The 26,990-nt window shown below is 62.6% G+C and carries 29 protein-coding genes and 1 pseudogene; 13 read left to right on the forward strand and 17 right to left on the reverse strand.

The features are described from left to right. Positions 1 to 9: 9 nt before the first annotated feature. From CLU85_RS21460 to CLU85_RS21470, 3 genes are all read left to right on the forward strand, one after another. Positions 10 to 3,165 (forward strand): efflux RND transporter permease subunit, encoded by a 3,156-nt coding sequence (locus CLU85_RS21460; protein WP_100412056.1) that lies wholly within the window; start codon positions 10 to 12, stop codon positions 3,163 to 3,165. After that, positions 3,158 to 4,579 carry an efflux transporter outer membrane subunit gene (locus tag CLU85_RS21465; RefSeq protein ID WP_100412057.1) on the forward strand — a complete coding sequence of 474 codons (1,422 nt, stop codon included), beginning with the start codon at positions 3,158 to 3,160 and terminating at the stop codon, positions 4,577 to 4,579. The genes CLU85_RS21460 and CLU85_RS21465 overlap by 8 nt, the downstream gene beginning before the upstream one ends. Before the next feature lie 162 nt (positions 4,580 to 4,741). Further along, positions 4,742 to 5,581: a cytochrome c5 family protein gene (locus CLU85_RS21470; protein WP_100412058.1), complete on the forward strand. Its 840-nt coding sequence runs from the start codon at positions 4,742 to 4,744 to the stop codon at positions 5,579 to 5,581. Positions 5,582 to 5,668: 87 nt separating this feature from the next. Here the strand turns inward: CLU85_RS21470 and CLU85_RS21475 are convergent, their stop codons facing one another. From CLU85_RS21475 to CLU85_RS21485, 3 genes are all read right to left on the reverse strand, one after another. Continuing rightward, positions 5,669 to 6,220 carry a DUF2946 family protein gene (locus CLU85_RS21475; RefSeq protein WP_100412059.1) on the reverse strand — a complete coding sequence of 184 codons (552 nt, stop codon included), beginning with the start codon at positions 6,218 to 6,220 and terminating at the stop codon, positions 5,669 to 5,671. Then, on the reverse strand, positions 6,213 to 7,235 hold the full coding sequence (locus CLU85_RS21480; RefSeq protein WP_100412060.1) for a YheT family hydrolase: 1,023 nt from the start codon (positions 7,233 to 7,235) through the stop codon (positions 6,213 to 6,215). The genes CLU85_RS21475 and CLU85_RS21480 overlap by 8 nt, the downstream gene beginning before the upstream one ends. Before the next feature lie 64 nt (positions 7,236 to 7,299). Continuing rightward, on the reverse strand, positions 7,300 to 7,749 hold the full coding sequence (locus CLU85_RS21485; protein WP_100412061.1) for a nuclear transport factor 2 family protein: 450 nt from the start codon (positions 7,747 to 7,749) through the stop codon (positions 7,300 to 7,302). Positions 7,750 to 7,945: 196 nt separating this feature from the next. Between CLU85_RS21485 and CLU85_RS21490 the strand changes: the two genes are divergently transcribed. From CLU85_RS21490 to CLU85_RS21510, 5 genes are all read left to right on the forward strand, one after another. After that, positions 7,946 to 8,557, forward strand: a complete 612-nt coding sequence (locus CLU85_RS21490; protein WP_369858326.1) for a LemA family protein — start codon at positions 7,946 to 7,948, stop codon at positions 8,555 to 8,557. 36 nt (positions 8,558 to 8,593) lie between these two features. After that, entirely contained in the window at positions 8,594 to 9,505 is a 912-nt protein-coding gene (locus tag CLU85_RS21495) for a YgcG family protein (RefSeq protein ID WP_100412062.1), read from the forward strand. Further along, entirely contained in the window at positions 9,505 to 10,038 is a 534-nt protein-coding gene (locus CLU85_RS21500; RefSeq protein WP_100412063.1) for a TPM domain-containing protein, read from the forward strand. The genes CLU85_RS21495 and CLU85_RS21500 overlap by 1 nt, the downstream gene beginning before the upstream one ends. Positions 10,039 to 10,480: 442 nt before the next feature. Further along, positions 10,481 to 10,768 carry a DUF4148 domain-containing protein gene (locus CLU85_RS21505; RefSeq protein ID WP_100410583.1) on the forward strand — a complete coding sequence of 96 codons (288 nt, stop codon included), beginning with the start codon at positions 10,481 to 10,483 and terminating at the stop codon, positions 10,766 to 10,768. An 82-nt stretch (positions 10,769 to 10,850) separates the two neighbouring features. Then, the gene (locus CLU85_RS21510) at positions 10,851 to 11,144 is read left to right on the forward strand and encodes a DUF4148 domain-containing protein (protein ID WP_100412064.1); all 294 of its coding nucleotides are present in this window, start codon (positions 10,851 to 10,853) and stop codon (positions 11,142 to 11,144) included. A gap of 307 nt (positions 11,145 to 11,451) precedes the next feature. Here CLU85_RS21510 and CLU85_RS21515 read toward each other — a convergent pair whose 3' ends face one another. The 9 genes from CLU85_RS21515 to CLU85_RS21555 form a co-directional block, all read right to left on the reverse strand. Beyond that, on the reverse strand, positions 11,452 to 11,868 hold the full coding sequence (locus CLU85_RS21515) for a F0F1 ATP synthase subunit epsilon (protein ID WP_100412065.1): 417 nt from the start codon (positions 11,866 to 11,868) through the stop codon (positions 11,452 to 11,454). A gap of 85 nt (positions 11,869 to 11,953) precedes the next feature. Continuing rightward, a complete protein-coding gene (atpD, locus tag CLU85_RS21520) occupies positions 11,954 to 13,360 on the reverse strand; it encodes a F0F1 ATP synthase subunit beta (protein ID WP_100412066.1) in 1,407 nt (468 codons plus the stop codon). 33 nt (positions 13,361 to 13,393) lie between these two features. Next, the gene (atpG, locus tag CLU85_RS21525) at positions 13,394 to 14,260 is read right to left on the reverse strand and encodes a F0F1 ATP synthase subunit gamma (RefSeq protein WP_100412067.1); all 867 of its coding nucleotides are present in this window, start codon (positions 14,258 to 14,260) and stop codon (positions 13,394 to 13,396) included. Positions 14,261 to 14,278: 18 nt separating this feature from the next. Further along, positions 14,279 to 15,832 (reverse strand): F0F1 ATP synthase subunit alpha, encoded by a 1,554-nt coding sequence (atpA, locus tag CLU85_RS21530; RefSeq protein ID WP_100412068.1) that lies wholly within the window; start codon positions 15,830 to 15,832, stop codon positions 14,279 to 14,281. 42 nt (positions 15,833 to 15,874) lie between these two features. Further along, a complete protein-coding gene (locus tag CLU85_RS21535; protein WP_100412069.1) occupies positions 15,875 to 16,417 on the reverse strand; it encodes a F0F1 ATP synthase subunit delta in 543 nt (180 codons plus the stop codon). A gap of 10 nt (positions 16,418 to 16,427) precedes the next feature. Beyond that, complete coding sequence (locus tag CLU85_RS21540; RefSeq protein WP_100412070.1) at positions 16,428 to 16,898, reverse strand: F0F1 ATP synthase subunit B; 471 nt, start codon at positions 16,896 to 16,898, stop codon at positions 16,428 to 16,430. 34 nt (positions 16,899 to 16,932) lie between these two features. Beyond that, entirely contained in the window at positions 16,933 to 17,202 is a 270-nt protein-coding gene (gene atpE, locus CLU85_RS21545; RefSeq protein ID WP_099657604.1) for a F0F1 ATP synthase subunit C, read from the reverse strand. Positions 17,203 to 17,261: 59 nt separating this feature from the next. Continuing rightward, positions 17,262 to 18,140, reverse strand: a complete 879-nt coding sequence (atpB, locus tag CLU85_RS21550; protein WP_100412071.1) for a F0F1 ATP synthase subunit A — start codon at positions 18,138 to 18,140, stop codon at positions 17,262 to 17,264. A gap of 19 nt (positions 18,141 to 18,159) precedes the next feature. After that, positions 18,160 to 18,633, reverse strand: coding sequence for an ATP synthase subunit I (locus tag CLU85_RS21555; RefSeq protein WP_100412072.1), 474 nt, complete (start codon positions 18,631 to 18,633; stop codon positions 18,160 to 18,162). Between the two features lie 287 nt (positions 18,634 to 18,920). Here CLU85_RS21555 and CLU85_RS21560 point away from each other — a divergent pair, with 287 nt between their 5' ends. From CLU85_RS21560 to CLU85_RS21580, 5 genes and pseudogenes are all read left to right on the forward strand, one after another. Then, positions 18,921 to 19,226, forward strand: coding sequence for a YbeD family protein (locus tag CLU85_RS21560; protein WP_100412073.1), 306 nt, complete (start codon positions 18,921 to 18,923; stop codon positions 19,224 to 19,226). Between the two features lie 26 nt (positions 19,227 to 19,252). Continuing rightward, positions 19,253 to 19,951: a lipoyl(octanoyl) transferase LipB gene (gene lipB, locus CLU85_RS21565; RefSeq protein ID WP_100412074.1), complete on the forward strand. Its 699-nt coding sequence runs from the start codon at positions 19,253 to 19,255 to the stop codon at positions 19,949 to 19,951. A 15-nt stretch (positions 19,952 to 19,966) separates the two neighbouring features. Further along, positions 19,967 to 20,947, forward strand: coding sequence for a lipoyl synthase (lipA, locus tag CLU85_RS21570; RefSeq protein WP_100412075.1), 981 nt, complete (start codon positions 19,967 to 19,969; stop codon positions 20,945 to 20,947). A gap of 37 nt (positions 20,948 to 20,984) precedes the next feature. Then, positions 20,985 to 21,695: an AraC family transcriptional regulator gene (locus CLU85_RS21575; RefSeq protein WP_100412076.1), complete on the forward strand. Its 711-nt coding sequence runs from the start codon at positions 20,985 to 20,987 to the stop codon at positions 21,693 to 21,695. 84 nt (positions 21,696 to 21,779) lie between these two features. Further along, positions 21,780 to 22,612, forward strand: a pseudogene (locus tag CLU85_RS21580) (DMT family transporter). An 81-nt stretch (positions 22,613 to 22,693) separates the two neighbouring features. Here CLU85_RS21580 and ptsP read toward each other — a convergent pair. Genes ptsP through CLU85_RS21605 form a run of 5 tightly spaced genes read right to left on the reverse strand, consistent with a single transcriptional unit; the run spans position 22,694 to position 26,982 of the window. Continuing rightward, a complete protein-coding gene (ptsP, locus tag CLU85_RS21585; protein WP_100412077.1) occupies positions 22,694 to 24,451 on the reverse strand; it encodes a phosphoenolpyruvate--protein phosphotransferase in 1,758 nt (585 codons plus the stop codon). Between the two features lie 51 nt (positions 24,452 to 24,502). Beyond that, positions 24,503 to 24,772, reverse strand: coding sequence for an HPr family phosphocarrier protein (locus tag CLU85_RS21590; RefSeq protein WP_100412078.1), 270 nt, complete (start codon positions 24,770 to 24,772; stop codon positions 24,503 to 24,505). Continuing rightward, entirely contained in the window at positions 24,741 to 25,193 is a 453-nt protein-coding gene (locus CLU85_RS21595) for a PTS sugar transporter subunit IIA (RefSeq protein WP_100412079.1), read from the reverse strand. Before CLU85_RS21595 ends, CLU85_RS21590 begins: the two co-directional genes overlap by 32 nt. After that, positions 25,190 to 26,452: an MFS transporter gene (locus CLU85_RS21600; protein WP_100412080.1), complete on the reverse strand. Its 1,263-nt coding sequence runs from the start codon at positions 26,450 to 26,452 to the stop codon at positions 25,190 to 25,192. Before CLU85_RS21600 ends, CLU85_RS21595 begins: the two co-directional genes overlap by 4 nt. Continuing rightward, on the reverse strand, positions 26,449 to 26,982 hold the full coding sequence (locus CLU85_RS21605) for a hypothetical protein (RefSeq protein ID WP_100412081.1): 534 nt from the start codon (positions 26,980 to 26,982) through the stop codon (positions 26,449 to 26,451). The genes CLU85_RS21600 and CLU85_RS21605 overlap by 4 nt, the downstream gene beginning before the upstream one ends. Positions 26,983 to 26,990: the final 8 nt, after the last annotated feature.

Consider the following 26,990-nt stretch of genomic DNA (forward strand, 5'->3'; position numbering starts at 1 on the left):
CACCCCAGCATGGCCAAATTTTTCATCGACCGCCCCATCTTTGCATGGGTCATCGCCCTGTTCATCATGGTGATGGGCGGTGTGGCGATCACGCAGCTACCGATCGCCCAGTACCCGCCCGTAGCGCCACCGTCCATCGTCATCAACGCCGCCTATCCCGGCGCCTCCGCACAAACACTCGAAGACAGCGTGCTGTCGGTCATCGAACGCGAGATGAACGGCTCGCCTGGATTGATCTACATGGAGTCAGTCGCGCAAGCGGACGGGTCCGGCAGCATCACCCTGAGCTTTCAGCCTGGCACGAATGCGGACCTGGCTCAGGTGGACGTACAAAACCGCCTCTCACGCGCATCACCGCGCCTGCCATCGGCGGTCACGCAGCAAGGCGTTCGGGTGGACAAATCGCGCTCCAACTTCCTGCTGTTCACCATGCTCTCGTCCACCAATCCGGCGACCGACACGGTGGCCCTGGGTGACTACGCCTCGCGCAACATCGTTCCCGAGTTACAGCGAGTGCAAGGCATCGGCCAGGCGCAGCTGTTTGGCACCGAGCGTGCTATGCGCATCTGGATCGACCCCGCCAAGATGGTGAGTTTCAACCTCTCAGCCGCCGAAATCACAGCCGCCATCCGTGCCCAAAACGCGCAGGTGGCCAGCGGAACGATCGGCGATTTGCCCAATATCGCGGGCCAGGGCATTGCGGCGACCGTCGTGGTCAACGGCCAGCTCTCCAGCGTGGAGCAATTCGGCAACATCGTGCTGCGTGCCAACGCCGACGGCTCCACGGTGCGCATCAAGGATGTGGCACGTGTAGAGCTGGGCGGCCAGGCCTATGCCACTGCCGCGCGCCTGAATGGCAAGCCCGCCGTGGGCATCGGCGTCCAGCTGTCGCCCAGCGGCAATGCGCTGGAAGCGGCGAAAGCCGTGCGCGCCAAAATGGACGAGCTCTCGCGCTACTTCCCCGAAGGCATGAGCTGGAGCATCCCCTACGACAGCTCACGCTTCGTGGACATCTCCATCAAGCAAGTGGCTGAAACCCTGGTCGAAGCGGTGGCGCTGGTGTTCCTGGTGATGTTCCTGTTCCTGCAGAACTGGCGCTACACCATCATCCCAACCATCGTGGTGCCGATTGCCCTGCTGGGCACATTCGCCACACTGCTGGCGCTGGGGTTCTCGATCAACGTGCTGACCATGTTCGGCATGGTGCTGGTGATCGGTATCGTGGTGGACGATGCCATCGTGGTGGTGGAGAACGTCGAGCGCATCATGAGCGAGGAAGGTCTTTCCCCGGTCGAGGCCACACGCAAAGCCATGCGTCAGATCTCGGGAGCCATCATTGGTGTGACCGTGGTGCTGATCTCGGTGTTCGTACCGCTGGCCTTCTTTGCCGGTTCCACTGGCAACATCTACCGCCAGTTCTCCGCCGTGATGGTCGCGTCAATCGCCTTCTCGGCCTTCATGGCCCTGTCGCTCACGCCCGCTCTGTGCGCCACGTTGCTCAAGCCTGTGGAGGCAGGCCACCACCATGAAAAGCGCGGCTTCTTTGGCTGGTTCAACCGTGGTTTCTCGCGCACCGCCAAGGGCTACGAAGGATTTGTCGCACGCATGCTCAAGCGGGCTGCCCGCTACCTCGTCATCTACGCCGCCATCGTGGGCGCCGTGGCCGTGGTGTACATGCGTCTGCCCACCTCGTTCCTGCCCAGCGAAGACCAGGGCAACATCATCGTCAACGTGCAACTGCCACCGGGCGCCACTCAAGAGCGCACGCTGGCCGTCATGGAACAGGTCGAAGGCTTCATCCTCAAGCAACCCGAAGTGCAAAGCATGGTGGGCGTGCTGGGCTTCAGCTTCTCAGGCCAGGGGCAGAATGCGGCTCTGGCCTTCGTGACGCTCAAGGACTGGAGCGAACGCCATGGTCCCGGCCAATCGGCACAGGACGTTGCCAACCGCGCCTTCGGCGGGCTGATGGGTATCCGCGATGCGTTCATTTTCCCGCTCAGTCCACCTCCGATCCCCGAGCTGGGTAACGCCAGCGGCTTCACCTTCCGCCTGCAGGACCGCGGAGGGGCTGGGCACGAAGCCCTGGTGAAGGCGCGCAATCAGCTGCTGGGCATGGCATCGCAAAGCAAGGTGCTCACGCAAGTGCGCCCCGACGGACTGGAAGACGCACCCCAGCTGCAGATCGACATCGACCGCGACAAGGCCAACGCGCTGGGCGTGCCGTTTGATGCCATCAACTCGGCGCTGTCCACTGCGCTCGGTTCAAGCTATGTCAACGACTTCCCGAATCAGGGCCGCCTGCAACGGGTGGTGGTGCAAGCCGATGCCCCCGCACGCATGCAGCCAGACGATTTGCTGAAGATCAACGCCACCAACAGCCAGGGCAAGCCGGTGCCACTCTCGGCATTTGCTACCACCCGCTGGGTCAACGGTGCGCAACAGACGGTGCGCTACAACGGCTACCCCGCCATGCGGATTTCGGGCTCTCCAGCGCCCGGATTCAGCACCGGCGCCGCCATGGCCGAGATGGAAAAACTGGCAGGCCAGTTGCCCGCAGGTTTCGGCTTCGAATGGACCGGCCAGTCGCGCGAGGAAAAACTGGCAGGTTCGCAATCGTTGATCCTTTACAGCTTCGCCATCCTGGCCGTGTTCCTGTGTCTGGCCGCGTTGTACGAGAGCTGGTCGATCCCGCTCGCCGTGATCCTGGTGGTGCCCCTGGGGGTGTTGGGTGTACTACTGGCCACCCTGCTGCGCGGCTATGCCAATGACGTGTACTTCCAGGTGGGCCTGATCACCATCATTGGCCTGTCGGCGAAGAACGCCATCCTGATCATCGAGTTCGCCAAGGATCTGCAGGCACAGGGCAAGGGCGTGATCGAGTCGGCCCTGGCGGCTGCCCACCTGCGGTTCCGGCCTATCGTGATGACCTCGATGGCCTTCGGGCTGGGGGTGTTGCCACTGGCCATCGCATCGGGGGCCGGCTCGGCCAGCCAACGCGCCATCGGCACCGGTGTGCTGGGCGGGATGATCACGGGCACAGCGCTCGCCGTGTTCTTCGTGCCGGTGTTCTTCGTAGTGGTGCGCAGCCTCTTCAAGGGCAGCGCGCGCCAGCAGGAAATGAACCGCCGCCACGCAGAAGAAGCAGGAGTTGGAACCCATGATTAATTACCGCAGCACCCCCCTCGCCCTGGCCGCGGCAGCGCTGCTGGCAGGCTGCTCGCTCATCCCTACCTATGAGCGCCCCGCAGCGCCCGTGCCCGCCACCTACACAACCCCTTTGACCAGCACGGCTATCGCGCAGGGCACGACCGGTACAGCGCCTTGGCAGGACTACTTCGCAGACCCACGGTTGCGCCAACTGATCGAGACCGCCCTGGCCAACAACCGCGATCTGCGCATAGCCGTGCTCAACATCGAGCAGGCACGCGCCACATACCAAGTGCGCCGGGCCGATACATACCCCAGTGTTGGCCTCGGAGCCAATGCCAGCCGCGCCCCTGCCACAGGGACCGGCAACCTGACCAACTCGTTCAGCGTGGGGCTGGCTGTATCGGCCTGGGAGATCGACTTCTTCGGCCGCATTGCCAGCCTCAAGGAGCAGGCACTGGCCCAGTACCTCGCCACCGAAGAAGGCCGCAATGCCGCGCAAGTCAGCCTGGTGGCGGCCGTTGCCAACGGCTGGCTCACCTTGCTTGCCGACGAGGAGTTGCTGGATCTGTCGCGCCAGACACTCGCCTCGCGCGATGAATCCGTGCGCCTGACCAAAATGCGGCTCGATGCGGGCGTGGCGTCAGAACTCGACTTCCGTCAGGCCGAATCGCTCACGCAGGCGGCACGGGCCACCCTGGCACAACAAAAGCGCCAACGTGCGCTGGATGAAAACGCACTGGGCTTGCTGTTGGGCCAGGCGCTGCCCGACGACATCCGCGCCGGACTGACCGGAAGCAAGCTCGTCGATGCCTCCGTCATGGCGCCACTGCCTGCAGGCCTGCCCTCCGACTTGCTGACGCTCCGCCCCGACATCCGGCAGGCAGAACAGCAATTGATCGCAGCCAATGCCAACATCGGCGCAGCGCGGGCCGCCTTCTTCCCACGCATCTCGCTGACCGCCCAGGCCGGTACGGCCAGTGGCGACTTGTCGGGCTTGTTCAAGAGCGGATCGTGGGGGTTCTCGATCGCGCCATCTCTGCTGCTGCCGCTGTTTGACGCCGGCCGCAACCAGGCCAATCTGGAGATATCCGAAGCCAGCCGGGGCATTGCGGTTGCCCAGTACGAGAAAGCCATTCAGACGGCGTTCCGTGAGGTGTCCGACGCCCTGGCAGGCCAGGCCACGCTGGGTGAACAGGCTCAGGCCCAGCAAGACCAAGCGACAGCAGAAGCCGCACGCCTGCGTTTGGCCGACCTGCGTTACAGCAACGGTGTGGCCAGCTACCTGGACCTCCTGGACGCTCAGCGCTCGCTGTTTACCACCCAACAGGCTGTGGTGCAGGTGCGACTGGCCCAATTGCAAAACCAGGTAGCGCTCTACAAGGCCCTGGGAGGCGGCGCCACTCAAGCTGGCGCCAAGACCCCTTCCTGATGCGTCGGGGCGGTGTGGCGGAAGCCGCAACCAGCAACACCAGAGCGCCGCACACAGCCTTGCGTGCGGCGCTTGTTGTTTCTCAAGGCGCGGGATAAGCCAGCCCCGCAGATATAATTTAAGGTTGATTACATCAAAGCCCCCGATACACCTGAGGACGACATGAGCGACAACCACCACGAAGAAGCCCATACCGGCCCGATCAAAAACCCCAAGCAGTTGCTGATCGCGGTACTTTTCTCGTTTGTGATTCCGATCTTTGCCATCATTGGCTTGGTCCTTTATGTGACGTCGGCTGACAAGCCCGCTGCGGGTGCTGCCAATCCCGAAAAAGCCATTGCAGAGCGCATTCAGAAAATTGGCATGGTGGAAGTCCGCGATGCCAACCGCCCACTCAAGAGCGGCGAAGACGTGTTCAAGGCCCAATGCTCGGCTTGCCACGCTTCCGGCGCGGCGGGTGCTCCCAAGTTTGGCGACGCAGCCGCCTGGTCCGCACGCATTGGCACCGGCTTTGAGGCCCTGGTTCAGTCTGCCCTGAAGGGCAAGGGAGCAATGGCCCCGCAAGGTGGTGGCGACTTCAATGACACCGAAATCGCTCGCGCTGTGGTCTACATGGCCAACGCTGCTGGTGCCAAGTTCGCAGAGCCTGCTGCGCCCGCAGGTGCCGCCGCAGCAGCCGCTCCGGCTGCTGCCCCTGCGACCGAACCCGCGCCTGCAGCAACAGCAGCCGCCCCCGCGCCCGTAGTAGCCGCCGCAGCAGGTGCGGGCGCCGGAGAAGCCCTTTACAAGCAGGCTTGCCAGGTGTGCCACGCCGCTGGCGTGGCAGGTGCACCCAAATTTGGCGACAAGGCCGCCTGGTCCGCACGGCTGCCAGCGGGCATCGACGCCCTGTACGGCAGCGCCGTGACGGGCAAGGGTGCGATGCCTCCCCGTGGCGGCTCGCAAGCATCCGATGCGGACCTGCGCGCGGCGGTAGAGTTCATGGCGGCCGCTGTCAAGTAAACCAACGCCCCCTGCGACCTGCGCCCTCATGGCGCAGCCTTTCAAGGTAGTCCATCAAAAAAGCCGGCTCGCAAGAACCGGCTTTTTTTATTGCGCGGGCAGCATGGCGGACGATGGCCTTGAGCAGCTCGGGCTCCGGCAATAGCCATAACGTGCAGGCATCTCGTCGGCGATCACACTCTGTGGCATCCAATGCCCGGCATCTACCGCCTCGGCAGCTATGGCCACGTCCAGCGTATGCACCAAGCCCACACCGATGTCCGAAGTAAGGTAAACAAGGCCCCGTTCATCCACCAGGCAATCGCGCACCACGGCTTTGCGGCCGGTATGGCTGGTGGCCGAATAGTCCTCTGGGTGCAAGCGCCACACCCAAGGGGTGACCTCTAGCTCCACATACACGCGCTGGGGGCCGTTCTGGAAAAACCACCGCCCTTGCGCATCCGACTCATAGTTGCGCTCGATGAAAGCAATGAGTTTGTCGTGCTGCAACAGCGATCCCTTGCTGCGAGGGAAGGGGCCAGCGGCCTGCGCAGCGTCATCGCGCAGATACCAGTGGCCCCGCGCATCCAGTCCCAGCCACCCATAGCAATCCGGGACGTTGGGCCACTTGGCGAGTGCCTGCTTGACGATGTCATCCATGGGCCCATTGTCCTCTCTGCGCAGGCGCCGCTCCGGCGTGGTCCGAGAGCCACCCCCCCACGGCATCGGGCATCGCCCGCACATGCCCCGGCGGCCGCCCGTGGGGGAACCCCACATGCCCGCCGTGTTGCGGTTGCCACAGCGTGACACACCGCCCCACCTCGTGCGCGCCGGGCAAACTGGCCGCAGGCACAAACGGATCGTTGCGGGCATTGACCACCAGCGCAGGGATGGCAATGCGATGCAACAAGGGCTTGGCCGATGCCCGCAGCCAGTAGTCCTCTGTGTTCCGGTATCCGTGAAGGGGGGCCGTGAACACATTGTCAAAGGCGTACAGATCCCGAGCCGCCATCAGTGCTCGGCGGTCAAACAAGCCTGGGTGCTGCGCCAGTTTCTGCAGGGCCTTGGGCACCAGGGTTCGCATGAACATGCGGGTGTAAACCTGCCGATTGAACCCGCGGCCAATGGCATACCCACCCGCGGCCAGATCAATGGGCGAGCAAACGGCCGCCACAGCATCAGCGCTGCGCGCGGCGTCAGTACCCACTTCGGCGGCCCATCGCAACAGCGCATTGCCGCCCAGCGACACACCCACCGCCATCAGCGGGCCCTTGTGGGTGGCCCTCAGCCGTTGCAGTATCCAGCCGATCTCGGCATGGTCGCCCGAATGGTAGGCCCGGGGCGCGCGATTGATCTCCCCGCTACATCCCCGAAAATGCGGCAGCGCGCAGGCCCAGCCGCGCTCGCGCGCCAGGTCTGCAAACGCCTCGCCGTAGTGGCTGCGCGAGGAGCCTTCCAGGCCATGAAAAACCACCAGCAGCGGTTGCGGCGACTGCGGTGCAACGGGCGCCAGAGCACTCTGCAAAAAGTCCACATCCACGAAGTCCCCGTCCGGGGTGTCCCAGCGCTCGCGACGGTACTCAGGCCGCGAGCCCAACACGCGGCGCGAGTACAAAGCGGGCCAGATCGTCTGAAGCTGCCCTCCAGGCAGCCATCGTGGTGCTACATATTTCATAGCATTAGGGTCTTGTATTGATTGCGCTAGAGGGCAAAATGATCAAATATCCAAGGCCACCACATCAGTGCAGCACGGGCCGCTGTGTATCCGCCACCTGCGCGTCCGGCGCACCGCCCGGGCTGGCGTGGTGAGCCACCATGCGCCAGCCCTCCGGGGTCTTGTGGTAGACGTTGGTAGCCAGCACCACGGCCTGGTGCAAACCATCCGGCAGCATGACTTCGACCTGCTCCGCAACGCTGTGGACAGCACTCGACAACGCCACGATGCGGTGTACCTGAACGGGTCGCGCGCGCACCGCGCCATTGGAAAACATGGCTTCAAATGCCGCCCGGATAGCGCCTGGGCCGAGCAGGCGTGACCCGCCGGGGTGCACACAGACGATCTCGTCGTCCTCCGCCCAGCACGACATCAGCAATTCGATGTCACCACGCTGCAAGGCTTCGTAGAACGCGGATTCGGTGTCATCCGAAGAGCCACCGAGGGTGACTGCTCTTGATCGGGCGCGGGGCATGGTCGTGTTCAGGGGTTGGGTGAAGGGGTCACTTGATGGCGAGGGCGTCTAAGCCGCTATTGTGCGTTGCTCGCACGGTCCCTGGTCGCCGCCCGGTTTTCGGTCAGGCCCGATGGCAAGGCTTGCCGCAGAATCCCTGCATTCACAGATTTCTGGCACATTCGCCCCATCTCCCTTTTCGGCGGACACCACCATGATGATGAAACGTCTCCTCGCTTTTTGTGCACTGCTTGCCGCCACACTGGCTCTCAGCGGTTGTGGCTACAACGACTTCCAGCGCCTGGACGAACAATCCAAGGCGGCTTGGAGCGAGGTGCTCAACCAGTACCAACGCCGTGCCGACCTGGTGCCCAACATCGTGGCCACCGTCAAGGGCGAGGCCAATTTCGAACAGGAGACCCTCACCCGCGTGGTGGAAGCCCGCGCCAAGGCAACCGCCATCCAGGTCACGCCCGAGACCCTGAACAACCCCGAGGCCTTCAACAAATTTCAGCAGGCGCAAGGCGAGCTGTCGGGGGCCTTGTCACGCCTCATGGTGGTGTCCGAGCGCTATCCCACCTTGCAAGCCAACCAGGGCTTTCGTGACCTGCGTGTCACGCTGGAGGGCACCGAAAACCGCATCACCGTGGCACGCAATCGCTACATACAGACGGTGCAGGAGTACAACGTGCTCGCGCGCAGCTTTCCCACCAATCTCACCGCCATGGCCTTCAGCTACGCCCCCAAGTCCAGCTTCGCCGTGGCCAATGAGGCGCAAATCTCAGCCCCTCCCACCGTGGACTTCTCTGCCTCCAAACCAAAGCCATAGTTGGAGTTTCGGACACCTCCTGGTTTCAAGGGAAATATGCCTCTTGCGCTTATTCGTTCTGCACTGTTAGCTATTTTTTTGATAGCAATTGCGCCCTGGAATGCGTCTGCCCAAGGCGCACTGCAACCCGTGCCCGCACTCACCGGCCACGTCATCGACCAGACCGGCACACTCAGCGCGGCGGACAAAGAGGCGCTGGAGTCGCAGTTGCTCGCGCTCGAACAGGCACGCGGCTCCCAATTGGTGGTGGTGATGCTCGCAACCACGGCACCCGAAGACATTGCAGCCTATGCCAATCGCGTGGGGAACCAGTGGAAGATTGGTCGGCGCGATGTGGGAGATGGTGTGCTGGTGGTGGTGGCCAAAGACGACCGCAAGATGCGCATTGAAGTGGCCAAGGCTCTGGAAGGCGCCATTCCCGACATCGCAGCGGCCCGCATCATCGACGGAGTGATGAAACCGCGGTTTCGGCAAAACGACTATGCCGGGGGACTGAGCGCCGCGGTCACGCAGCTTGCAGCCCACATCGCCGGTGAAGCGCTGCCGCTGCCCGACAGCGAAACGCCCGCTCGCAAAAGCAGTGACCGCAACCTCTTCGACTGGACCGATTTCGCCATCTTCCTGTTCTTTGGCGTGATGGTGGCAGGCCCCTTGGCGCGCAGCCTTTTGGGCAGAGGATTGGGCGGGTTGCTTGTGGGCGGTGGCGTCGGTGCATTGGCTTTTGTGTTCACCTCCAGCCTACTGCTGTCGGGTGGCGCAGGCGTGATCGCACTGCTCTACACCTGGATTTTCGGCGGCAGCGGAAGTCCCATTGCGCTGGGCAATGGAGGCATCTCAGGCGGGTGGGGTGGCGGCGGCGGTGGTTCGGGCAGCAGCAGTGATGGCGGCGGATTCAGCTCCGGCGGCGGCGGTGACTTTGGTGGTGGCGGCGCGTCAGGAGACTGGTAATGGACACAACCAACAAACACCGCACGCTGATTGGCGCCATTCTTCGGCTGCTGCACCATCGCTTTGCGGAGTCGCAAGCGCGCCGCGCCCTCCCCCCTGAGGCATTGCAACGTTTGGGCGCCCGCGTTAGCGCCAGTGAGCAGCGCCACACCGGGCAAATTCGGATCATCACAGAGGCCAGCCTGCCCTGGAGCTATCTGCGGCGCCACGCCAGCGCACGCGAGCGTGCACTCATGCTGTTCAGCAAATACAGGGTGTGGGATACCGAGCGCAACAATGGGGTTCTGATCTACCTGCTGATGCCCGAACGCGCCATTGAGATCGTCGCTGACAGAGGTGTCCATCGCTACGTGGCACCCCAAGAGTGGCAGTCCGTCGCACTGCAAATGGCGGCTCATTTTCAGAAGTTGCAGTACGAAGACGGCCTCGCCCAAGCCATTGAAGCCATCTCATCCCGCTTGGTGGCACATTTTCCGCGCACGGAAGATACACCCCATGTCAACGAACTTCCAGATGGACCCATCGCCCAGTAGGGCGCGTTCCGGGGCCCTTGCCCGCCGGTAGCAGGGCGATCTCGCGCCCCTCACCCTCACGCCCTGTCTTCTTGATCCTGGCCGCTCGCGCCCGGCTGGATAGCCCCACACGGGTCACGCCACATGGGCTCGTGCGCGTGGGACCGACGAACTCGTCGTCCCAAATCGGCACCAGGGTTTACCTGTGTGCAGGCCAGGATTCACCCAAAACGTACCAAGACAACGGTGGTCCGTCGCCCAAGACGCCTTTCATTGTTTCCAATACTGGAACAGTTAGTTCGCGACCCGGTGGTTTTTCTCTGAACACCATCGGCGTACAGTTCAACCCATCGATGAGCCGAACCCGCAAGGCGACTCACCGAACCCGGTTCAGCAGCCCTTCTTTGTTTTGCAGCCGTTCCGGTTTGATTGAGCCGCTTTTTTAACTTCAAGGATTTTCATCATGAACAACACCGCACGTTTCCTCTCCATCGCCGCTGTCGCCGCTTTCGCTTCTTTTGGTGCCCAGGCCGACGAAGCCGATGCTTCGCAATTTTCCACCAAGTTTGAAACCAACCGCACCCGCGCTGAAGTGGCTGCTGAAGCCGCTACAGTGGCCCAGACCCGTTCCATCGAGCCTGCTGGCTCGCGTGTCGTGACTTACAAGTCCACGGCTGACCGCGCTGCGGTGCGTGCCCAGGCTGCTGACGCTGTGCGTACTGGCCAGATCCCTTCGGGCGAGCGCGGTTGATTCTTTTTGAATCCGCTGTTCCCCTGTTTGCGTATTTGTCAGTACCTCACCCCCATTTTTTGAATTTCACTGGAGTTTCACCATGAACAAGACTGCCCGTTTCCTGTCTATCGCCGCTGTGGCCGCTTTCGCTTCTTTTGGTGCACAGGCCGACGAAGCCGATGCTTCGCAATTTGCCACCAAGTTTGAAACCAGCCGCACCCGCGCTGAAGTGGCTGCTGAAGCCGCTACCGTGGCACAGACCCGTTCCATCGAGCCCGCTGGCTCGCGTGTCGTGACTTACAAGTCCACGGCTGACCGCGCTGCGGTGCGTGCCCAGGCTGCAGAAGCTGTGCGCACCGGTCAGATCCCTTCGGGCGAATTCAGCGCCATGTAATTTCCAGGGCCCGCATGCGATGCATGGGGGCTGGCGAAGTGCAAATGCAAAAGGCCGGGGCCCCACAAGGGGCCCCGGCCTTTTTCGCTGGGCTACCAAGTTGATGAGAGCAAGAAGATCATCGCCACCAGCACAAATGCCCGCTCCTCACATCGAGAGCTCTTCTACGCTCTCCTGGCTGCGCCAAAAGCAGGTAGTCACAAGGCAGCGCTGGACACATATGCCCATCTGCCCCACATCACGATCCGTGATGCCATGAAAAAACCCGGCTATGCCGGGTTTTTTATTGCAGAAAAGCCTTCTGGGCTTATTTCTTCTGCCGGAACTTGCGCAGCGCAGCGATTTGGGCGGCCATGACAGCCAGCTCAGATTGGGCCTTGGCCAAATCGATCTCGCTCTTGGCGTTTTTGAGCGCTTCTTCGGCCGATGCCTTGGCGGCGTTGGCCTTCTCGTCGTCCAGATCTTTGCCACGGATGGCGGTGTCGGACAGCACGGTCACGCAGTTGGGTTGCACTTCCAGAATGCCACCGGCCACGAACACGAATTCTTCGCGACCGTCGGCCATTTCGATGCGCACCGAGCCCGGCTTGATACGGGTGATCAGCGGGGTGTGGCGGGGAAAGATGCCCAGTTCGCCAGATTCACCAGGCAGCGCGACAAAGCGTGCTTCACCGGAGAAGATGGACTCTTCGGCACTGACCACATCAACATGGATGGTGTTCATCATTGCTCCTAGGAAAAGAAAGAGGGGTTGCTCGATTGCGCATGTTGGCTGAGCCGCCTTTCAGGGCTGCTCAGCCGCCGGGCAATCAGGCCACCTTCTTGGCCTTTTCGAAAGCTTCGTCGATGGTACCGACCATGTAGAACGCTTGTTCCGGCAGGTGGTCGCATTCGCCAGCCACAATCATCTTGAAACCACGGATGGTTTCCGACAGGGGAACGTACTTGCCTGGCGAGCCCGTGAACACTTCGGCCACATGGAAAGGCTGCGACAGGAAACGCTGAATCTTGCGCGCGCGGGCCACGGCCAGCTTATCGTCAGGAGCCAGTTCATCCATGCCCAGAATGGCGATGATGTCGCGCAGTTCCTTGTAGCGTTGCAGCGTGCCTTGCACCGCGCGGGCCGTGGCGTAGTGGTCTTCGCCCACAACGTTCGGGTCCAGCTGGCGGCTGGTGGAGTCCAGAGGATCCACGGCAGGGTAGATACCCAGCGAAGCGATGTCACGCGACAGCACCACGGTGGAGTCCAAGTGGGCAAAGGTCGTGGCAGGCGAAGGATCGGTCAAGTCATCGGCGGGCACGTAAACGGCCTGGATGGACGTGATCGAACCCACCTTGGTCGAGGTGATACGCTCTTGCAGACGGCCCATTTCTTCGGCCAGCGTAGGCTGGTAGCCCACAGCGGAAGGCATACGACCCAGCAGAGCGGACACTTCGGTACCGGCCAGTGTGTAGCGGTAGATGTTGTCCACGAAGAACAGCACGTCACGGCCTTCGTCACGGAAGGACTCGGCGATGGTCAGGCCAGTCAGCGCCACGCGCAGACGGTTGCCTGGGGGCTCGTTCATCTGGCCGTACACCATGGCAACCTTGGACTCTTCGAGTTTCTCCAGGTTCACCACGCCGGAATCGGCCATTTCGTGATAGAAGTCGTTCCCTTCACGGGTACGCTCGCCCACACCAGCGAACACCGACAGACCCGAGTGGGCCTTAGCGATGTTGTTGATGAGTTCCATCATGTTCACGGTCTTGCCCACGCCGGCGCCACCGAACAGGCCCACCTTGCCGCCCTTGGCGAACGGGCAGACCAGGTCGATCACCTTGATGCCGGTTTCCAGCAGCTCTTGCGATGGCGACAGTTCGTCGTACGCAGGGGCCTTGCGGTGAATGGATGCCGTCAGTTCCTGGCTGACAGGACCACGTTCGTCGATGGGCGCACCCAGCACGTCCATGATGCGGCCCAGCGTCGCCTTGCCCACAGGCACAGTGATCGCGTTGCCGGTGTTGGTCACCATGATGCCGCGGCGCAGGCCGTCGGACGAGCCCAGGGCAATCGTACGCACCACGCCGTCACCCAGCTGCTGCTGCACTTCCAGCGTCAGCGTCGTGCCTTCGAGCTTCAGAGCGTCGTAAATCTTGGGCATCTGGTCGCGTGGGAACTCAACGTCCACCACAGCGCCGATACATTGAACAATCTTGCCTTGCACTTGAGCCATTTTTCGCTCCAATTTAGATGTTGGTTGAGCTGCTTACACAGCAGCGGCGCCAGCCACGATTTCCGAAAGTTCTTTCGTGATCGCTGCCTGGCGCGTCTTGTTGTAGACCAGCTTCAACTCGCCAATGACGCTGCCGGCGTTGTCGGTGGCGGCCTTCATGGCCACCATGCGCGCCGACTGCTCGGACGCCATGTTTTCCGCAACCGCCTGGTAAATCAGGGACTCGACATAGCGGACCAGCAGATCGTCGATCACGGTCTGTGCATCGGGCTCGTAGATGTAGTCCCAGCCATGCTCGGTCTTTTCAGCCTGCATTTGAGCGGACGACAGGGGAAGCAGTTGCTCCACCACCGATTCCTGCTTCATGGTGTTGATGAACTTGGTGTACGAGAGGTACACCGCATTGATCTTGCCTTCAGCGTATGCATCGAGCAGCACCTTGACGGGGCCGATCAGCTTGTCCAGGTGGGGCGTGTCGCCCAGCCCCGTCACGTGCGAAACCACCTTGGCGCCCACACGGTTCAGGAAGCCCAAGCCCTTGTTGCCAATGGCAACCGCTTCAGTGGACACGCCAGCGCCTTGCAGTTCACGCAGCTTGGCCGTCACGATGCGCAGTACGTTGGTGTTCATGCCACCGCACAGGCCCTTGTCGGTCGTCACCACAATCACGCCGGCCGTCTTGGCATCGTTCACTTTCATGAACGGATGCACATATTCTGGATTGGCGTGGCCGAGGTTGGCTGCAATGTTGCGAATCTTCTCGCTGTAAGGGCGGGCAGCCCGCATCCGTTCCTGCGCCTTGCGCATTTTGGATGCAGCCACCATCTCCATGGCTTTGGTGATCTTCTTGGTGTTTTCCACCGATTTGATCTTGCCGCGTATTTCCTTGCCTGCTGCCATGATGGCTCCTCGTCCGGTTTAAGCGAACGACTTCTTGAACGCGGCAACAGCAGCGGTCAATTCGGCCTCAGCGTCCTTGTCCATGGCCTTGGCCTGTTCCAGCTTGGCCAGCAGTGCGGCGTGGCTGGTCTTCAGGAACTGGTGCAGGCCGTGTTCGAAGTCGAGAACCTTCTTGACATCGATGTCGTCCATGAAGCCCTTGTTCACAGCGAACAGCGTCGCGCCCATCAGCGAGATGGACAGGGGGCTGTACTGTGCCTGCTTGAGCAGTTCGGTCACGCGGGCACCGCGGTCCAGCTGCTTGCGGGTGGCTTCGTCCAGGTCGGAAGCGAACTGCGCGAACGCAGCCAGTTCACGGTACTGGGCCAGATCGGTACGAATACCGCCGGACAGGTTCTTCACCAGCTTGGTCTGGGCAGCACCACCGACGCGCGACACCGAGATACCGGCGTTGATGGCGGGGCGGATACCGGCGTTGAACAGGCTGGTTTCCAGGAAGATCTGGCCGTCCGTGATCGAGATCACGTTGGTGGGCACGAAGGCAGACACGTCGCCGGCTTGCGTCTCAATGATGGGCAGTGCGGTCAGCGAACCGGTCTTCCCCTTGACTTCACCCTTGGTGAAGGCTTCGACGTAGTCGGCGTTCACGCGGGCTGCACGTTCGAGCAGGCGGCTGTGGAGATAGAACACGTCGCCAGGGTAGGCTTCGCGGCCTGGTGGGCGGCGCAACAGCAGCGACACTTGGCGATAAGCAACCGCTTGCTTGGACAGGTCGTCATACACGATCAGGGCGTCTTGGCCACGGTCGCGGAAGTATTCGCCCATCGTGCAGCCCGAGTAGGCCGACACGTACTGCATGGCAGCCGATTCGGAAGCCGATGCGGCCACCACGATCGTGTACTCCATGGCACCGGCTTGTTCCAGCGCGCGCACCACGTTCTTGATCGACGAAGCCTTCTGACCGATGGCGACGTAGATGCAGGACACGCCTTGGCCCTTCTGGGCAATGATGGCGTCGATAGCCACGGCGGTCTTGCCGGTCTGACGGTCACCAATGATCAGCTCGCGCTGGCCACGGCCCACAGGCACCATGGAGTCGATGGACTTCAGGCCGGTTTGCAGGGGCTGGTCCACCGATTTACGGGCGATCACGCCCGGAGCGACCTTTTCGATCACGTCGGTGAGCTTGGCGTTGATGGGGCCCTTGCCGTCGATAGGCTGGCCCAGGGCGTTCACCACGCGGCCGATCAGCTCGGGGCCAACCGGCACTTCCAGAATGCGGCCCGTGCACTTGACGGTGTCGCCTTCGGAGATGTGCTCGTACTCACCCAGAATCACGGCGCCGACGGAGTCGCGCTCGAGGTTCAGGGCCAGGCCGAAGGAGGGCTGACCGTCCTTGGTGGCGGGGAACTCCAGCATTTCGCCGGCCATCACGTCCGACAGGCCGTGCACGCGCACGATACCGTCGGACACGGACACCACGGTGCCCTGATTGCGGATATCGCTGCTGGCAGCCAGACCTTCGATGCGGCTCTTGATGAGTTCAGAAATTTCTGCGGGATTGAGTTGCATGACTCTTTCCTTCTTTCTTTGGTTCGCTGTCCTCGCCGCGCGTTACGCGGTGAGGGCCGCTTTCATTTGTTCAAGACGGGCCTTGACCGAAGTGTCCAGCACCTCGTCACCCACCACTACGCGAATGCCGCCAATCAAGGATTCGTCCTGCTGAACGACGAGATTGAGCTTGCGGCCGAAGCGCTTTTCCAGCGCTGCGCTGACCTCGGATAGTGCAGCACTGTCCATGGGAAAGGCACTGTGCACCACGGCATCCGAAGACCCGTTGCGACGATTCACGAGGGCACGAAACTGCGACGCCACTTCCGGGAGCGCATCAATGCGTCCGTTATCAATGACTGTGCGCAGGAAGTTTTTGGCCATGTCGGGCAGTGCCGAACGGGCAACCCCGGTGAACAAGGCAAACACCTGGTCTGCCGTCACCTTGGGGCTGTCCGCCAGCTGGCGCAGCTGAGGGTTGGCGGCAATCGCCGCCAGTTCGTCCACCCAGGCAGCGGTGCTGCCCAGATCGACGCCCACGCCAGCCGTAACGGCCTTGAACAAGGCTTCGGCGTAAGGGCGGGCAATGGTGGCGAGTTCAGCCATATGTATTCCCTTACAGCTCGGTCTTCAGGCGGTTGAGCAGGTCGGCATGGACGCCAGCATTGACTTCCTTGCGGAGAATCTGCTCAGCACCCTTGACGGCCAGCGCTGCCACCTGCTCACGCAGGGCTTCGCGGGCTTGGACTGCCTGCTGCTCGGCCTCGGCACGGGCAGCAGCAACAATCTTGTTGCCTTCCTCGCTGGCGCGGGCCTTGGCTTCTTCAACGATGGCCTGGGCACGACGGTCGGCGTCCGCAAGACGCGAGGCCGTTTCGTTGCGCGCCTGTGACAGTTCCTTTTCGACGCGCTGGTTAGCAGCAGTCAATTCGGATTTGGCACGGTCGGCAGCTGCGAGGCCATCGGCGATTTTCTGGGCTCGCTCATCCAACGCCTTCGCGATCGGGGGCCACACGAACTTCATCGTGAACCACACCAAGATCAGGAAAACGATGGCCTGAACGAACAGGGTCGCATTGATACTCACGGCAACACCTTTCTAGAGTGGCGTTGAACGGGAATTACTTGGGCAGGTTGACCAAGAACGTGGAAACGAAGGGGTTGGCGAATGCGAACAGCAGAGCGATAGCAACACCGATCAGGAACGCAGCGTCAATCAGACCGGCCAAGATGAACATCTTGGTTTGCAGTTCGTTGATCAGCTCAGGCTGACGTGCCGACGATTCGAGGAACTTGCCACCCATCAGTGCGATACCGATGGAAGCGCCGATAGCGCCGAGGCCAACGATCAGACCACAAGCCAGAGCGACGAGACCGAGAATGTTTTCCATGATGACTCCTGAGTTAAAAAAAGAAAGGTTAAAAAGGAAAGAGAAACGAAAGGGAACCGTTAGTGCGCGTTGTGCGCCTGACCGAGGTAGATCAGCGCAAGCATCATGAAGATGAAGGCTTGCAGCGAAATCACCAGAATGTGGAACAGCGTCCAGATGGTGCCAGCAATGATATGGCCCACAGGCAGCAGCACACCCGACAGCGACAGTGCCGCCGCACCACCCATCAGGGCGATCAGCATGAACACCAGTTCGCCGGCGTACATGTTGCCGAACAACCGCATGCCATGCGATACGGTGTTGGCGACATATTCAATGACCTGCATCAGCAGGTTGATCACGCCCAGGATCAGGGCGAAGATGGGATTCTTGCTGGTGCCGAAAGGTGCCGACACCAATTCGTGCGCCCAACCACCGGCGCCCTTGATCTTGACGCTGTACCAAAAGCGCAGGATCAGAATAGCAAACGCCAAGCCCAGGGTGGTGGACAGGTCGGCCGTGGGCACGACGCGCAGATAGGCGTGGTGAGGGTCATGGCCAGCAGCGCCATAGATCTGCGCCCAGACGGCGGGCAGCAGGTCCACTGGCAACATGTCCATGAAGTTCATCAGGAAAATCCAAACAAACACCGTCAAACCCAGGGGCGCAATGAATTTGCGGCTCTCGGCGTTGTGGATGTTGGCCTTGGCCTGGTTGTCCACCATTTCGACCAACATCTCGACAGCCGCCTGAAAGCGACCGGGCACGCCAGACGTCGCCTTACGGGCAGCTGACCACAGGATCAAAAGGGTGAGAGCACCCAGAACCAAACCCACGATGATGGAGTCATAGTTGATGACAGTGAAGTCAACAATCTTGGTCTGGTTGATGTTTTGAAGATGCTGCAGGTGGTGAACGATGTATTCACTTGCAGTCGGAGCGTGCGCTTCTGCGGCCATCGGACAACTCTTCTCTCTATCAATCGGTTTTTCGGACACCGGGCCGCACCAACAGTGCAACCCAGTACGTTTTCATTGTGATCACCATACCAACCAGCAAGGCAATCCAGCTCAAGCCCGACACCAGCCGGGGGGCCGCCGCCAGCAGCGCCACTGTCAACACGATCTTGGCGATTTCCCAACCAAAGAACCCCAACATGGCCGCCTTCGGATTGGAAGACGCCTTGTGGCGCATCACTCCCCGCGCAAACAAGCCTGCCGGAACCACCACCGCCAGTGCGCCGTAGGCGGCGGACCAACCTACGGATGCACTGCCCGTCAGAACCCAGGCCACCAAGGCCACCAGCACTCCAACCAGCGCCTGACCCGCCACCACCTTCCAGACAGACATCGGAGGATTGCGACTGCGCCACTGCTCGGCCTCTTGGGCCGTCAGGGGCTTGAAGTCAGATTCTTCAGCCTCAGTTTCTGTATCAGACGCGATTGTTTTCATTGTTGAATGACGCCCGCGTTACAGACTGCAACTTTCACAAAGCCTCTAATTATAAGTAAAAACCCGTGGCGCACGACAAAAACCCGCAAACCGGGCCCGGAACAGGTGCGTCAGCGTGCTCTGTTGTGGTGATGCGCCAACGGCTTTGCAGACACCCGACGCCTCACCGCGCACCGAATTGGCGCACTGAGAACAAGTCAACGCCCTGCACCATATGCCCTGCAGCGCACAATGACAAAGCACTACCCGCTATTGAAACCGAAGCAAACACCCAAGGGCATTTCACCATGACATCCTCCGAAAACGGCCTGAACGGACAGGCTAACGATCCACGCAAAGACTCGCTGATCGAATACCCCTCCAAGTTCCCGATCAAGGTCATGGGAGCCAAAGTGGACGGCTTTGTGCACGCAGTCACACAACTGGCCCACCAGTTCGACCCGACGTTCGATGCAAGCACCATTGAACTGCGCGACAGCCGCGCCGGCAATTACCTCGGAGTCACCATCACCATCACCGCGACGAGCCGTGAGCAACTCGACGACCTCTATCGCGCACTCTCGGCGCATCCGATGGTGAAGGTGGTCCTGTAATTGATACCAGGCCTCCCCAGCGCCACATGACCATCGACATTCACACACTGGGCCGCGTGGACTATGCCAGCACGGTGCAGGCGATGCAGGATTACACAGCCACCCGCGCGCCCGACACGCCCGATATCTTATGGGTGTGCGAGCACGCACCGCTGTACACACAAGGGTTAGCCGGTAAAAGTGATCATGTCCTTGCGCCGGGCGACATCCCCGTGGTCGCCACCAATCGTGGTGGGCAGGTCACCTTTCACGGCCCTGGGCAGGTGGTGGCATACCCCATGATCGACCTGCAACGCGCGGGTTACTTCGTCAAGGAATACGTCTACCGCGTGGAAGAGGCGGTGATCCGCACACTGGCCCATTTCGGCGTCACGGGCCACCGCGTGGGCGGCGCGCCGGGTATCTATGTGCGACTGGACGATCCGTACAGCCATGCCCTGCTGCCCCAGCGCCCCCAAAAACGCACAGGCACCGAGGAGGCCCCTGCCCCCGATTTCGAAGGCTTGGGCAAGATTGCGGCCCTGGGTATCAAGGTCAGCCGGCACTGCACTTACCACGGCGTGGCGCTGAACGTGGCCATGGACCTGGAGCCCTACGGCCGCATCAACCCTTGCGGTTACGCAGGATTGAAAACGGTAGACCTTTCTACAATCGGGGTCCACACCACCTGGGAAGAAGCCGCGCAGGTGCTGGGCCAGCAGCTCAGCATCCGGTTGGCGCCCTGAACTCTGCCTACAGCCATGAGCACCCCTGAAGTCGTCCGCGAAGCGCAATCTACCGAAGCCTACAACCCGCTGGCCAAACAGAAGGCCGCCGCCAAGCTGTCGCGCATTCCCATCAAGGTCGAACAGGGTGAGGTGCTCAAGAAGCCCGACTGGATTCGGGTGAAGGCAGGCAGCCCCACCACGCGGTTCTATGAGATCAAAGAGATCCTGCGCGAGCACAAGCTGCACACCGTCTGCGAAGAGGCCAGCTGCCCCAACATTGGCGAGTGCTTTGGCAAGGGCACGGCCACGTTCATGATCATGGGCGACAAGTGCACCCGCCGCTGCCCGTTCTGCGACGTGGGCCACGGCCGCCCTGACCCGCTCGACAAGGACGAGCCCCTGAACCTGGCCAAGACAATTGCCGCGCTCAAGCTCAAGTATGTGGTGATCACCAGCGTAGACCGCGACGACCTGCGCGACGGCGGCAGCGGGCATTTTGTGGAATGCATCCAGAATATCCGCGAGCTGTCGCCCCAGACACAGATCGAAATCCTGGTGCCCGACTTCCGGGGCCGCGATGACCGCGCGCTCGAAATCCTCAAGGCCGCGCCGCCCGATGTAATGAACCACAATCTGGAGACCGCGCCCCGCCTTTACAAGGAGGCACGCCCTGGCTCTGACTACCAATTCAGCCTGAACCTGCTCAAAAAGTTCAAGGCCTTGCACCCCAACGTGCCCACCAAGAGCGGCATCATGGTCGGCTTGGGCGAGACGGACGAAGAGATTCTTCAGGTGATGCGCGACATGCGTGAACACCACATCGACATGCTGACCATTGGTCAGTACCTGTCGCCCAGCAACAGCCACCTGCCGGTGCGCCGCTACGTGCACCCCGACACCTTCAAGATGTTCGAAGAAGAGGCCTACAAGATGGGCTTCAGCCACGCCGCCGTGGGCGCCATGGTGCGCAGCAGCTACCACGCGGATCAGCAGGCACACGCTGCGGGCGTGTGAGCCTCTCGCAAGAGCAACAGGTCAACAGAGAGCGCCCATGGGCCCGGCGGAATCACTCTCGCTTCGGCACTACGGCGCCTCGCCGGGCAGCCACAGTCACGATCACTTCCAGATCCTGCTGGGACTCTCCGGCTCGCTGGACCTGGAGGTCGCAGGGCATGGTGTGCGTGTGGCGCCCGGCGGCGGCTGCGTGATTGCACCGGGGGATCGCCACGACTTTGAATCATCCCATGGCAGCGTCTGCTTGGTGCTTGATAGCGCACACCCCGGCTGGGCGCAGTGCGCCAGACCACACCACGCCACCGCACTGCCCGCCGATACCCTGCCTCTTGCGCACTACCTGGCCAGTGCTTTGCAACAGGGCCGCCCTCTAGCCCAGACCCACGGCCCGGCCCTGCTGCTGGAGGCGTGGTTAGACAGCCCCCATCCCCATATCCCCCCGTTCAGCACCGCACACCGACGCGCAATCGATTGGCACGCGCTACGGCAATGGGCCGAGCAGCAATGGCATCGCGAACTCACTGTCGCCGACCTGGCGGCGCAGGTGCACCTCAGCCCCAGCCAATTTGCAGCCCGCTGCCGCGAAGACCACGGCGCGGGCGCCATGGCCTGGCTGCGCAGCCAGCGCCTGGCGCAGGCCCGGCTGTTGCGCGGCACAGGCATGGGGGTGGCTGAGGTAGCGCAGCGCACAGGCTACCGCTCGCCATCGGCCCTCACGGCTGCGCTGCGCCGCACCGAACATCACTGACGACCGTTGACGACGATCGGAGCGCGACGACGGACCGCCGTTTCGCGACGATCCATGACGGCGCGCGCGCGTAAGCTCGAGCCCATGCAAGCCAATCTTTACGCCTTGGGCGCCATCGCCCTGTGGGCATCGCTCGCCTCTCTCGGCGTCTCGCTCACCCACATTCCGCCGTTTCTTCTGACCGGCATCGCACTCATCATCGGCAGCGTTCCGGCATGGCCGTTTGTGCTGCGGGACCCATCGCAATGGCGCATTCCGCTGCGCACACTGGCGCTCGGGGTGTACGGCCTGTTCGCGTACCACTTCCTGCTGTTCATCGCGCTGCGCAATGCCCCACCGGTGGAGGCCAATCTGGTCAACTACCTGTGGCCGCTGTTCATCGTGGTGTTGTCGCCCGTGGTGCTGCCGGGCGTGCGCCTGCGTTTGCCGCATGTGCTGGCAGCGCTGCTGGGCTTCGGGGGGCGGCCCTTGCCATTGTGGGCGGCCGCGAGCTGACAGGCACGCTGGCATGGGGCTATGTGCCCGCATTGGCAGCGGCGTTGATATGGGCCACTTACTCGCTGCTCACCAAGCGCGTGGCAGCCTTCCCGACCACGGCGATCGGCCTGTTCGGACTCGTGTCAGGCGTGTTGTCGCTACTGTGCCACGTGGCCCTGGAGCCCACGGCCGCTTTGATGCCACGCGACTGGATGCTGCTGGCCGTGCTGGGCCTGGGGCCGCTGGGCGCATCGTTTTTTATGTGGGACAAGGCGCTCAAGCTCGGGGATGCGCGGCACATCGGCATTCTGAGTTACATCACGCCGCTGGCGTCCACCGCTCTGCTGATTCTGGTGAGCGGACGCCCCTTCACCTGGAGCATCGCTCTGGCCACGGTGCTGATCATCAGCGCGGCGGTCATGGGGATGCGGGCGCGCTAACCGATAATATGCATCAAATTGGCATCTAGCGCTTATTCTGCAAGCGCCAACAGCTATTCATTCAATAGCAATTGAAACTCGCTACGACACCAGCAGCGCCGCAGGCTCATCGCCCGCCAGCACCTGCTGTGCCCACGGGGCGAGCTTGCGCGTATCGGCGCGCAGCACCTCTTGCTTGATGGCCAGGATCTGGGCGGGGTGCATCGAAAAGCTGCGCAGGCCCAGACCCAGCAGCAGGCGCGTCATCGTCACGTCGCCCGCTGTCTCGCCGCACACGCAAACGCTCTTGCCTTGGCGCTCACCCTCGGCGATCACATCACCCACCAGGCGCAGCACGGCAGGGTGCAGCGGGTCGTACAGATGGGCCACCGCCTCGTCGGCACGGTCGATGGCCAGGGTGTACTGAATCAGGTCGTTGGTGCCGATCGAGAGGAAGTCGAAATACTTCAAAAAGGTCTTCACCATGAGCGCTGCGGCAGGCACCTCGATCATGGCGCCCAACTGCACGGGCCCGTATGGCTCGCCACGCGCATCCAGCTCGCCCCGGGCCAGATCGACCTGGGCCAGCGTCTGCTGGATCTCGTGCGTGTGCGCCAGCATGGGGAACAGCAGGTTGACCTTGCCGTGCGCCGCCGCACGCAGCACGGCGCGCAACTGGGTGCGGAACATGGCCGGGTCGGCCAGGCTCCAACGGATGGCGCGCAGACCCAGGGCCGGGTTGAGGTAGCTGTCCTTATGGCCTTTGTTGTCGAGCGGTTTGTCAGCGCCCACATCGATGGTGCGGATGGTGACAGGCAGGCCCTGCATGCCGTCAATGGCCTCACAGTAGGCGCGGTACTGTTCCTCCTCGCCGGGCAGGTTGCCGGTTTTTCCCATGAACAGGAATTCGCTGCGGAACAGGCCCACGCCCACAGCGCCAGAGCGCACAGCGGTCGCGGCATCTCCAGGCTGCTCGATGTTGGCCAGCAACTCGATCTTGTGGCCATCGATGGTGATGGCGGGTGTGTGGCGCAGGCGCGCCAGGCGCTCGCGCTCCAGCTCCACCTGGCGCTGGCGAAAGCCGTACTCGGCCAGGATGATGGGGGATGGATCGACGATGACCACGCCCGCATCACCGTCGATGATGACCCAGTCATCCTGCCGCACCAACTGGCTCGCGGCACGCGCGCCGACCACGGCCGGGATGTCCATGCTGCGCGCCACGATGGCGGTGTGGCTGGTCTTGCCGCCCACATCGGTCACAAAACCCGCAAACACACTTTGCTTGAACTGCAGCATGTCGGCGGGCGACAGGTCGTGGGCCACCAGCACCAGGGGCACGTCCACCGTGTCGTCGAGCAATAAGTCCTGCTGGGTCTTGCGGCGCGGGCTGCTGGTGGGCGGTGCCACCGGGCTGGCCACGCCTTTCATATAGCGCAGGATGCGTTCAACCACCTGCTCCAGGTCCGCCTTGCGCTCGCGCAGGTACTCGTCCTCCATCTCGTCGAACTGGCGCGCAATGACTTCGAGTTGCGTGGTCAGCGCCCATTCGGCGTTGTACAGGCGCTCGGTGATCCAGTGCTTGACGCCACCCGTGAGGGCCTCATCCTGCAGCAGCATCAGGTGCACATCCAGCAGCGCAGTCAGCTCGTGGGGTGCATCGGCGGGCATGTCGGTCTGCAGGCGCTGCAGTTCCTCGACCACCGCATTGCGGCCATTGCGCACCCGCTCGATCTCGCCTTCGACCTGCTCGGGCTGCACAAAATAGTGCGCCACATCCACGCGGCTGGACGCCACCAGCACGGCACGGCCGATGGCAATGCCGCGTGCGACGGCGAGACCGTGGACGGAAAAGGTCATGGGGGTGTCACAGGTTCAACGGAGCCAGGAAAAAATGTGGCGTCGGCAGACTCATTCGCCCTCACCAAACTTGTCGGCAATCAGCGCCAGCAAGGCATCCATGGCCTCCTGCTCGCGATCGCCGTGGGTCTCCAGCTCGACCTCGGAGCCCAGGCCTGCCGCCAGCATCATCACGCCCATGATGCTTTTGGCGTTGATGCGGCGTTCGCCACGGCTCATGAAAATGTCGCAGGGGAAACTGCCGGCCAGCTTGGTGAGCTTGGCCGATGCGCGGGCATGCAGGCCCAGTTTATTGCTGATGGTCGTACGTGTCTTGATCATGTCGGTTTCGGCGGTTCTGGTTCTGCGGCGCGGAGGTAGCCACCTGCATCACCCCTTGGGTGCCACCCACCACTGCGCGGGTGACCACGGAGTCGAGGGGCTCGGCCCGGTAGCTCACGGCGCGCAGCAGCATCGGGAGGTTGACGCCCGTCACCAGGCGCGAGTGCACGCCATCCACCAGGCGCTGTGCGATGTTGCACGGCGTGGCGCCAAACACATCGGTCAGCACCAGGGTGGCATCTGTACCCAACTGGTCCAGCATGATGCGCGCCTGGGCCAGCGACTCTTCGGGGGGCTGATTGGGCTGTACGTCCAGGGCCGCGACGCTGTCGCCACAGTCGGAAAACACGTGCAGCGCACATTCGCGCAGCGCGTGGGCCAGCGGCGCATGGGCAATGATGAGGATGCTGGTGGGGCTCATGGTGCAGGGGTTAACGGCACATTATGGCGCCGCCCCCGCAGCAGGAACCACGCATAGGCGCTCGCGTTGCACACCAGGTACACCGACATGGCCGCCTGGAAGGCGGGCACGGTGGCCAGGCCGACTGCGGCAAACGCATCCACAGCCAGCCCAATGCCCCACTGCACCACAAACACGCCCGCAAAAATCACGAGGTTATAGGCCGACAGCGCACGCCCTGCCAACGCCTGCGGAAACGCCATGGCCACAGCAGGCTGCGACAGCGACACGAAGGTGCAAGACACGCAGAACAAGGCCCAGGCACCACCCCCTGCCTGCGGCCCGGCCAAGACAATGCCCAGCAGAACCACCAGGCTCAGCGGCAGTCCCAAGGACATCAGCCGGTCGGCGCCAAACCCCTTGCGCAACAGCCAGGGGTTGACCATGCCCCAGGCCCAGAACGTGCACAACATGGAAACATTGATCCAGAACAGCCCCGTGGCCGACTCCAGCGCGGTGTAGCCTGCCACGCGCTGCATCCAGGGCCCCGCCCACAGCGTCTGCATGGCTACCATTCCTCCGTAGCAAAAAAACCCCAGAGGTGCCAGGCGCTGGAAATACGGGTGGCGCCACACCACGCCGTAGCCTTGGGGAACAGCCTGCCCCTGATCGGTAGCCCTCGCCTCCCCATCAGCTCCGCCCGCCGGACCCCAACCGGGCACCCACACCGCGATGACGACCATTGACAGCGCAATCAGCACGGCCAGGCCCCAGAACAGCGGGCGCCAGCCCACCAGCGGCAGGGCCCATTGCACCGGCAGGGTAGAAGCCACCATGCCCAAAGAGCCGGTCATCAGCATCCACGAGTTGGCCCGCATCTGCGCCACCGGCGCCAGCCAGCGGCGGTAGCCCGTGAGCGGCGCCATCAGGCAGGCGCTGACGCCCGCGCCACACAACACACGCCCGGCGAGCAGGCCCGAAAACCCCGTCGCCACCGAAAACACCAGGCTACCCACCACGGCCACGCCCAAGAAGCCCAGCGCTACCTTCTTGGGGCCGTGGCGGTCTAGCCAGGTGCCCAAGGGTAATTGGGTGGCAGAGAAGCCCAAGAAGTACCCGCCCGCCAACAGTCCCAGGTCACGCGCATGCAGTGAGAACTCCTGTGCCAGCGTGGGCGCCAATGTGGCGGTGACCGCACGCACCAGGGCCGACAGGAAATACGCAAAGGCAAAAGCCAGAAAAACGATGACGGCAGCGCGCCGTGGCAGCACGCCGTTCATTGCAACGCCAGGCCGGCAAAGAACTGGTCGGCCACTTCGGGCCGGGGCTTGGCGGTGTAGACCACTGCGTGATACAGGCGCACCTGGGGCCCCGCTGCACGCGCAAACCACACAGCCTGCGCCGTGACCGCGCTGCCATCCGAGTGTTGACCCTGCACCACCGCGCGCACAGCCTCGCGCAGCGGCAGAGCGCCGCGTGGCGCATAGGGCGTGTCTTTTGCGCTAGCGGCTGCGCCTGCCCCCAGCCGCGCCAGCACTGCGGCACGCCAGTGCGTGAGCGCCGCACCCACCTGGGCAGGGTCGGCCAGGGCGACATGGGACACTGCAAACGTTGCTCCGTCCGCATCGCAGCCCACCATGGCCAACTCCACCGGCGTACCCGCCAGTTCCACGGTACGGGTGGCCTGGTCGGGTTTGCACGGCAGCAAGATGGCGAGGTCCGCCTCGGGCAACGGCACGGAGCGCCAGTTCAGGGCGGGGCTACAGCCCGCAAGCAGCAGGGCCAGCGCCCCGGTCAATGTCCATTTCATCGGTCGAT

Origin of the sequence: Acidovorax sp. 69 (assembly GCF_002797445.1) — a bacterium.
In the GTDB taxonomy this organism is placed as follows: domain Bacteria; phylum Pseudomonadota; class Gammaproteobacteria; order Burkholderiales; family Burkholderiaceae_C; genus Acidovorax.

What these genes read in the sequence shown, in the direction of transcription:
- CLU85_RS21460 (WP_100412056.1), top strand. Translation starts at nt 10, where the DNA reads ATGGCCAAATTTTTCATCGACCGCCCCATCTTTGCATGGGTCATCGCC.
- CLU85_RS21465 (WP_100412057.1), top strand. Translation starts at nt 3,158, where the DNA reads ATGATTAATTACCGCAGCACCCCCCTCGCCCTGGCCGCGGCAGCGCTG.
- CLU85_RS21470 (WP_100412058.1), top strand. Translation starts at nt 4,742, where the DNA reads ATGAGCGACAACCACCACGAAGAAGCCCATACCGGCCCGATCAAAAAC.
- CLU85_RS21475 (WP_100412059.1), bottom strand. Translation starts at nt 6,220, where the DNA reads ATGGATGACATCGTCAAGCAGGCACTCGCCAAGTGGCCCAACGTCCCG.
- CLU85_RS21480 (WP_100412060.1), bottom strand. Translation starts at nt 7,235, where the DNA reads ATGAAATATGTAGCACCACGATGGCTGCCTGGAGGGCAGCTTCAGACG.
- CLU85_RS21485 (WP_100412061.1), bottom strand. Translation starts at nt 7,749, where the DNA reads ATGCCCCGCGCCCGATCAAGAGCAGTCACCCTCGGTGGCTCTTCGGAT.
- CLU85_RS21490 (WP_369858326.1), top strand. Translation starts at nt 7,946, where the DNA reads ATGATGAAACGTCTCCTCGCTTTTTGTGCACTGCTTGCCGCCACACTG.
- CLU85_RS21495 (WP_100412062.1), top strand. Translation starts at nt 8,594, where the DNA reads ATGCCTCTTGCGCTTATTCGTTCTGCACTGTTAGCTATTTTTTTGATA.
- CLU85_RS21500 (WP_100412063.1), top strand. Translation starts at nt 9,505, where the DNA reads ATGGACACAACCAACAAACACCGCACGCTGATTGGCGCCATTCTTCGG.
- CLU85_RS21505 (WP_100410583.1), top strand. Translation starts at nt 10,481, where the DNA reads ATGAACAACACCGCACGTTTCCTCTCCATCGCCGCTGTCGCCGCTTTC.
- CLU85_RS21510 (WP_100412064.1), top strand. Translation starts at nt 10,851, where the DNA reads ATGAACAAGACTGCCCGTTTCCTGTCTATCGCCGCTGTGGCCGCTTTC.
- CLU85_RS21515 (WP_100412065.1), bottom strand. Translation starts at nt 11,868, where the DNA reads ATGAACACCATCCATGTTGATGTGGTCAGTGCCGAAGAGTCCATCTTC.
- atpD (WP_100412066.1), bottom strand. Translation starts at nt 13,360, where the DNA reads ATGGCTCAAGTGCAAGGCAAGATTGTTCAATGTATCGGCGCTGTGGTG.
- atpG (WP_100412067.1), bottom strand. Translation starts at nt 14,260, where the DNA reads ATGGCAGCAGGCAAGGAAATACGCGGCAAGATCAAATCGGTGGAAAAC.
- atpA (WP_100412068.1), bottom strand. Translation starts at nt 15,832, where the DNA reads ATGCAACTCAATCCCGCAGAAATTTCTGAACTCATCAAGAGCCGCATC.
- CLU85_RS21535 (WP_100412069.1), bottom strand. Translation starts at nt 16,417, where the DNA reads ATGGCTGAACTCGCCACCATTGCCCGCCCTTACGCCGAAGCCTTGTTC.
- atpE (WP_099657604.1), bottom strand. Translation starts at nt 17,202, where the DNA reads ATGGAAAACATTCTCGGTCTCGTCGCTCTGGCTTGTGGTCTGATCGTT.
- atpB (WP_100412071.1), bottom strand. Translation starts at nt 18,140, where the DNA reads ATGGCCGCAGAAGCGCACGCTCCGACTGCAAGTGAATACATCGTTCAC.
- CLU85_RS21555 (WP_100412072.1), bottom strand. Translation starts at nt 18,633, where the DNA reads ATGAAAACAATCGCGTCTGATACAGAAACTGAGGCTGAAGAATCTGAC.
- CLU85_RS21560 (WP_100412073.1), top strand. Translation starts at nt 18,921, where the DNA reads ATGACATCCTCCGAAAACGGCCTGAACGGACAGGCTAACGATCCACGC.
- lipB (WP_100412074.1), top strand. Translation starts at nt 19,253, where the DNA reads ATGACCATCGACATTCACACACTGGGCCGCGTGGACTATGCCAGCACG.
- lipA (WP_100412075.1), top strand. Translation starts at nt 19,967, where the DNA reads ATGAGCACCCCTGAAGTCGTCCGCGAAGCGCAATCTACCGAAGCCTAC.
- CLU85_RS21575 (WP_100412076.1), top strand. Translation starts at nt 20,985, where the DNA reads ATGGGCCCGGCGGAATCACTCTCGCTTCGGCACTACGGCGCCTCGCCG.
- ptsP (WP_100412077.1), bottom strand. Translation starts at nt 24,451, where the DNA reads ATGACCTTTTCCGTCCACGGTCTCGCCGTCGCACGCGGCATTGCCATC.
- CLU85_RS21590 (WP_100412078.1), bottom strand. Translation starts at nt 24,772, where the DNA reads ATGATCAAGACACGTACGACCATCAGCAATAAACTGGGCCTGCATGCC.
- CLU85_RS21595 (WP_100412079.1), bottom strand. Translation starts at nt 25,193, where the DNA reads ATGAGCCCCACCAGCATCCTCATCATTGCCCATGCGCCGCTGGCCCAC.
- CLU85_RS21600 (WP_100412080.1), bottom strand. Translation starts at nt 26,452, where the DNA reads ATGAACGGCGTGCTGCCACGGCGCGCTGCCGTCATCGTTTTTCTGGCT.
- CLU85_RS21605 (WP_100412081.1), bottom strand. Translation starts at nt 26,982, where the DNA reads ATGAAATGGACATTGACCGGGGCGCTGGCCCTGCTGCTTGCGGGCTGT.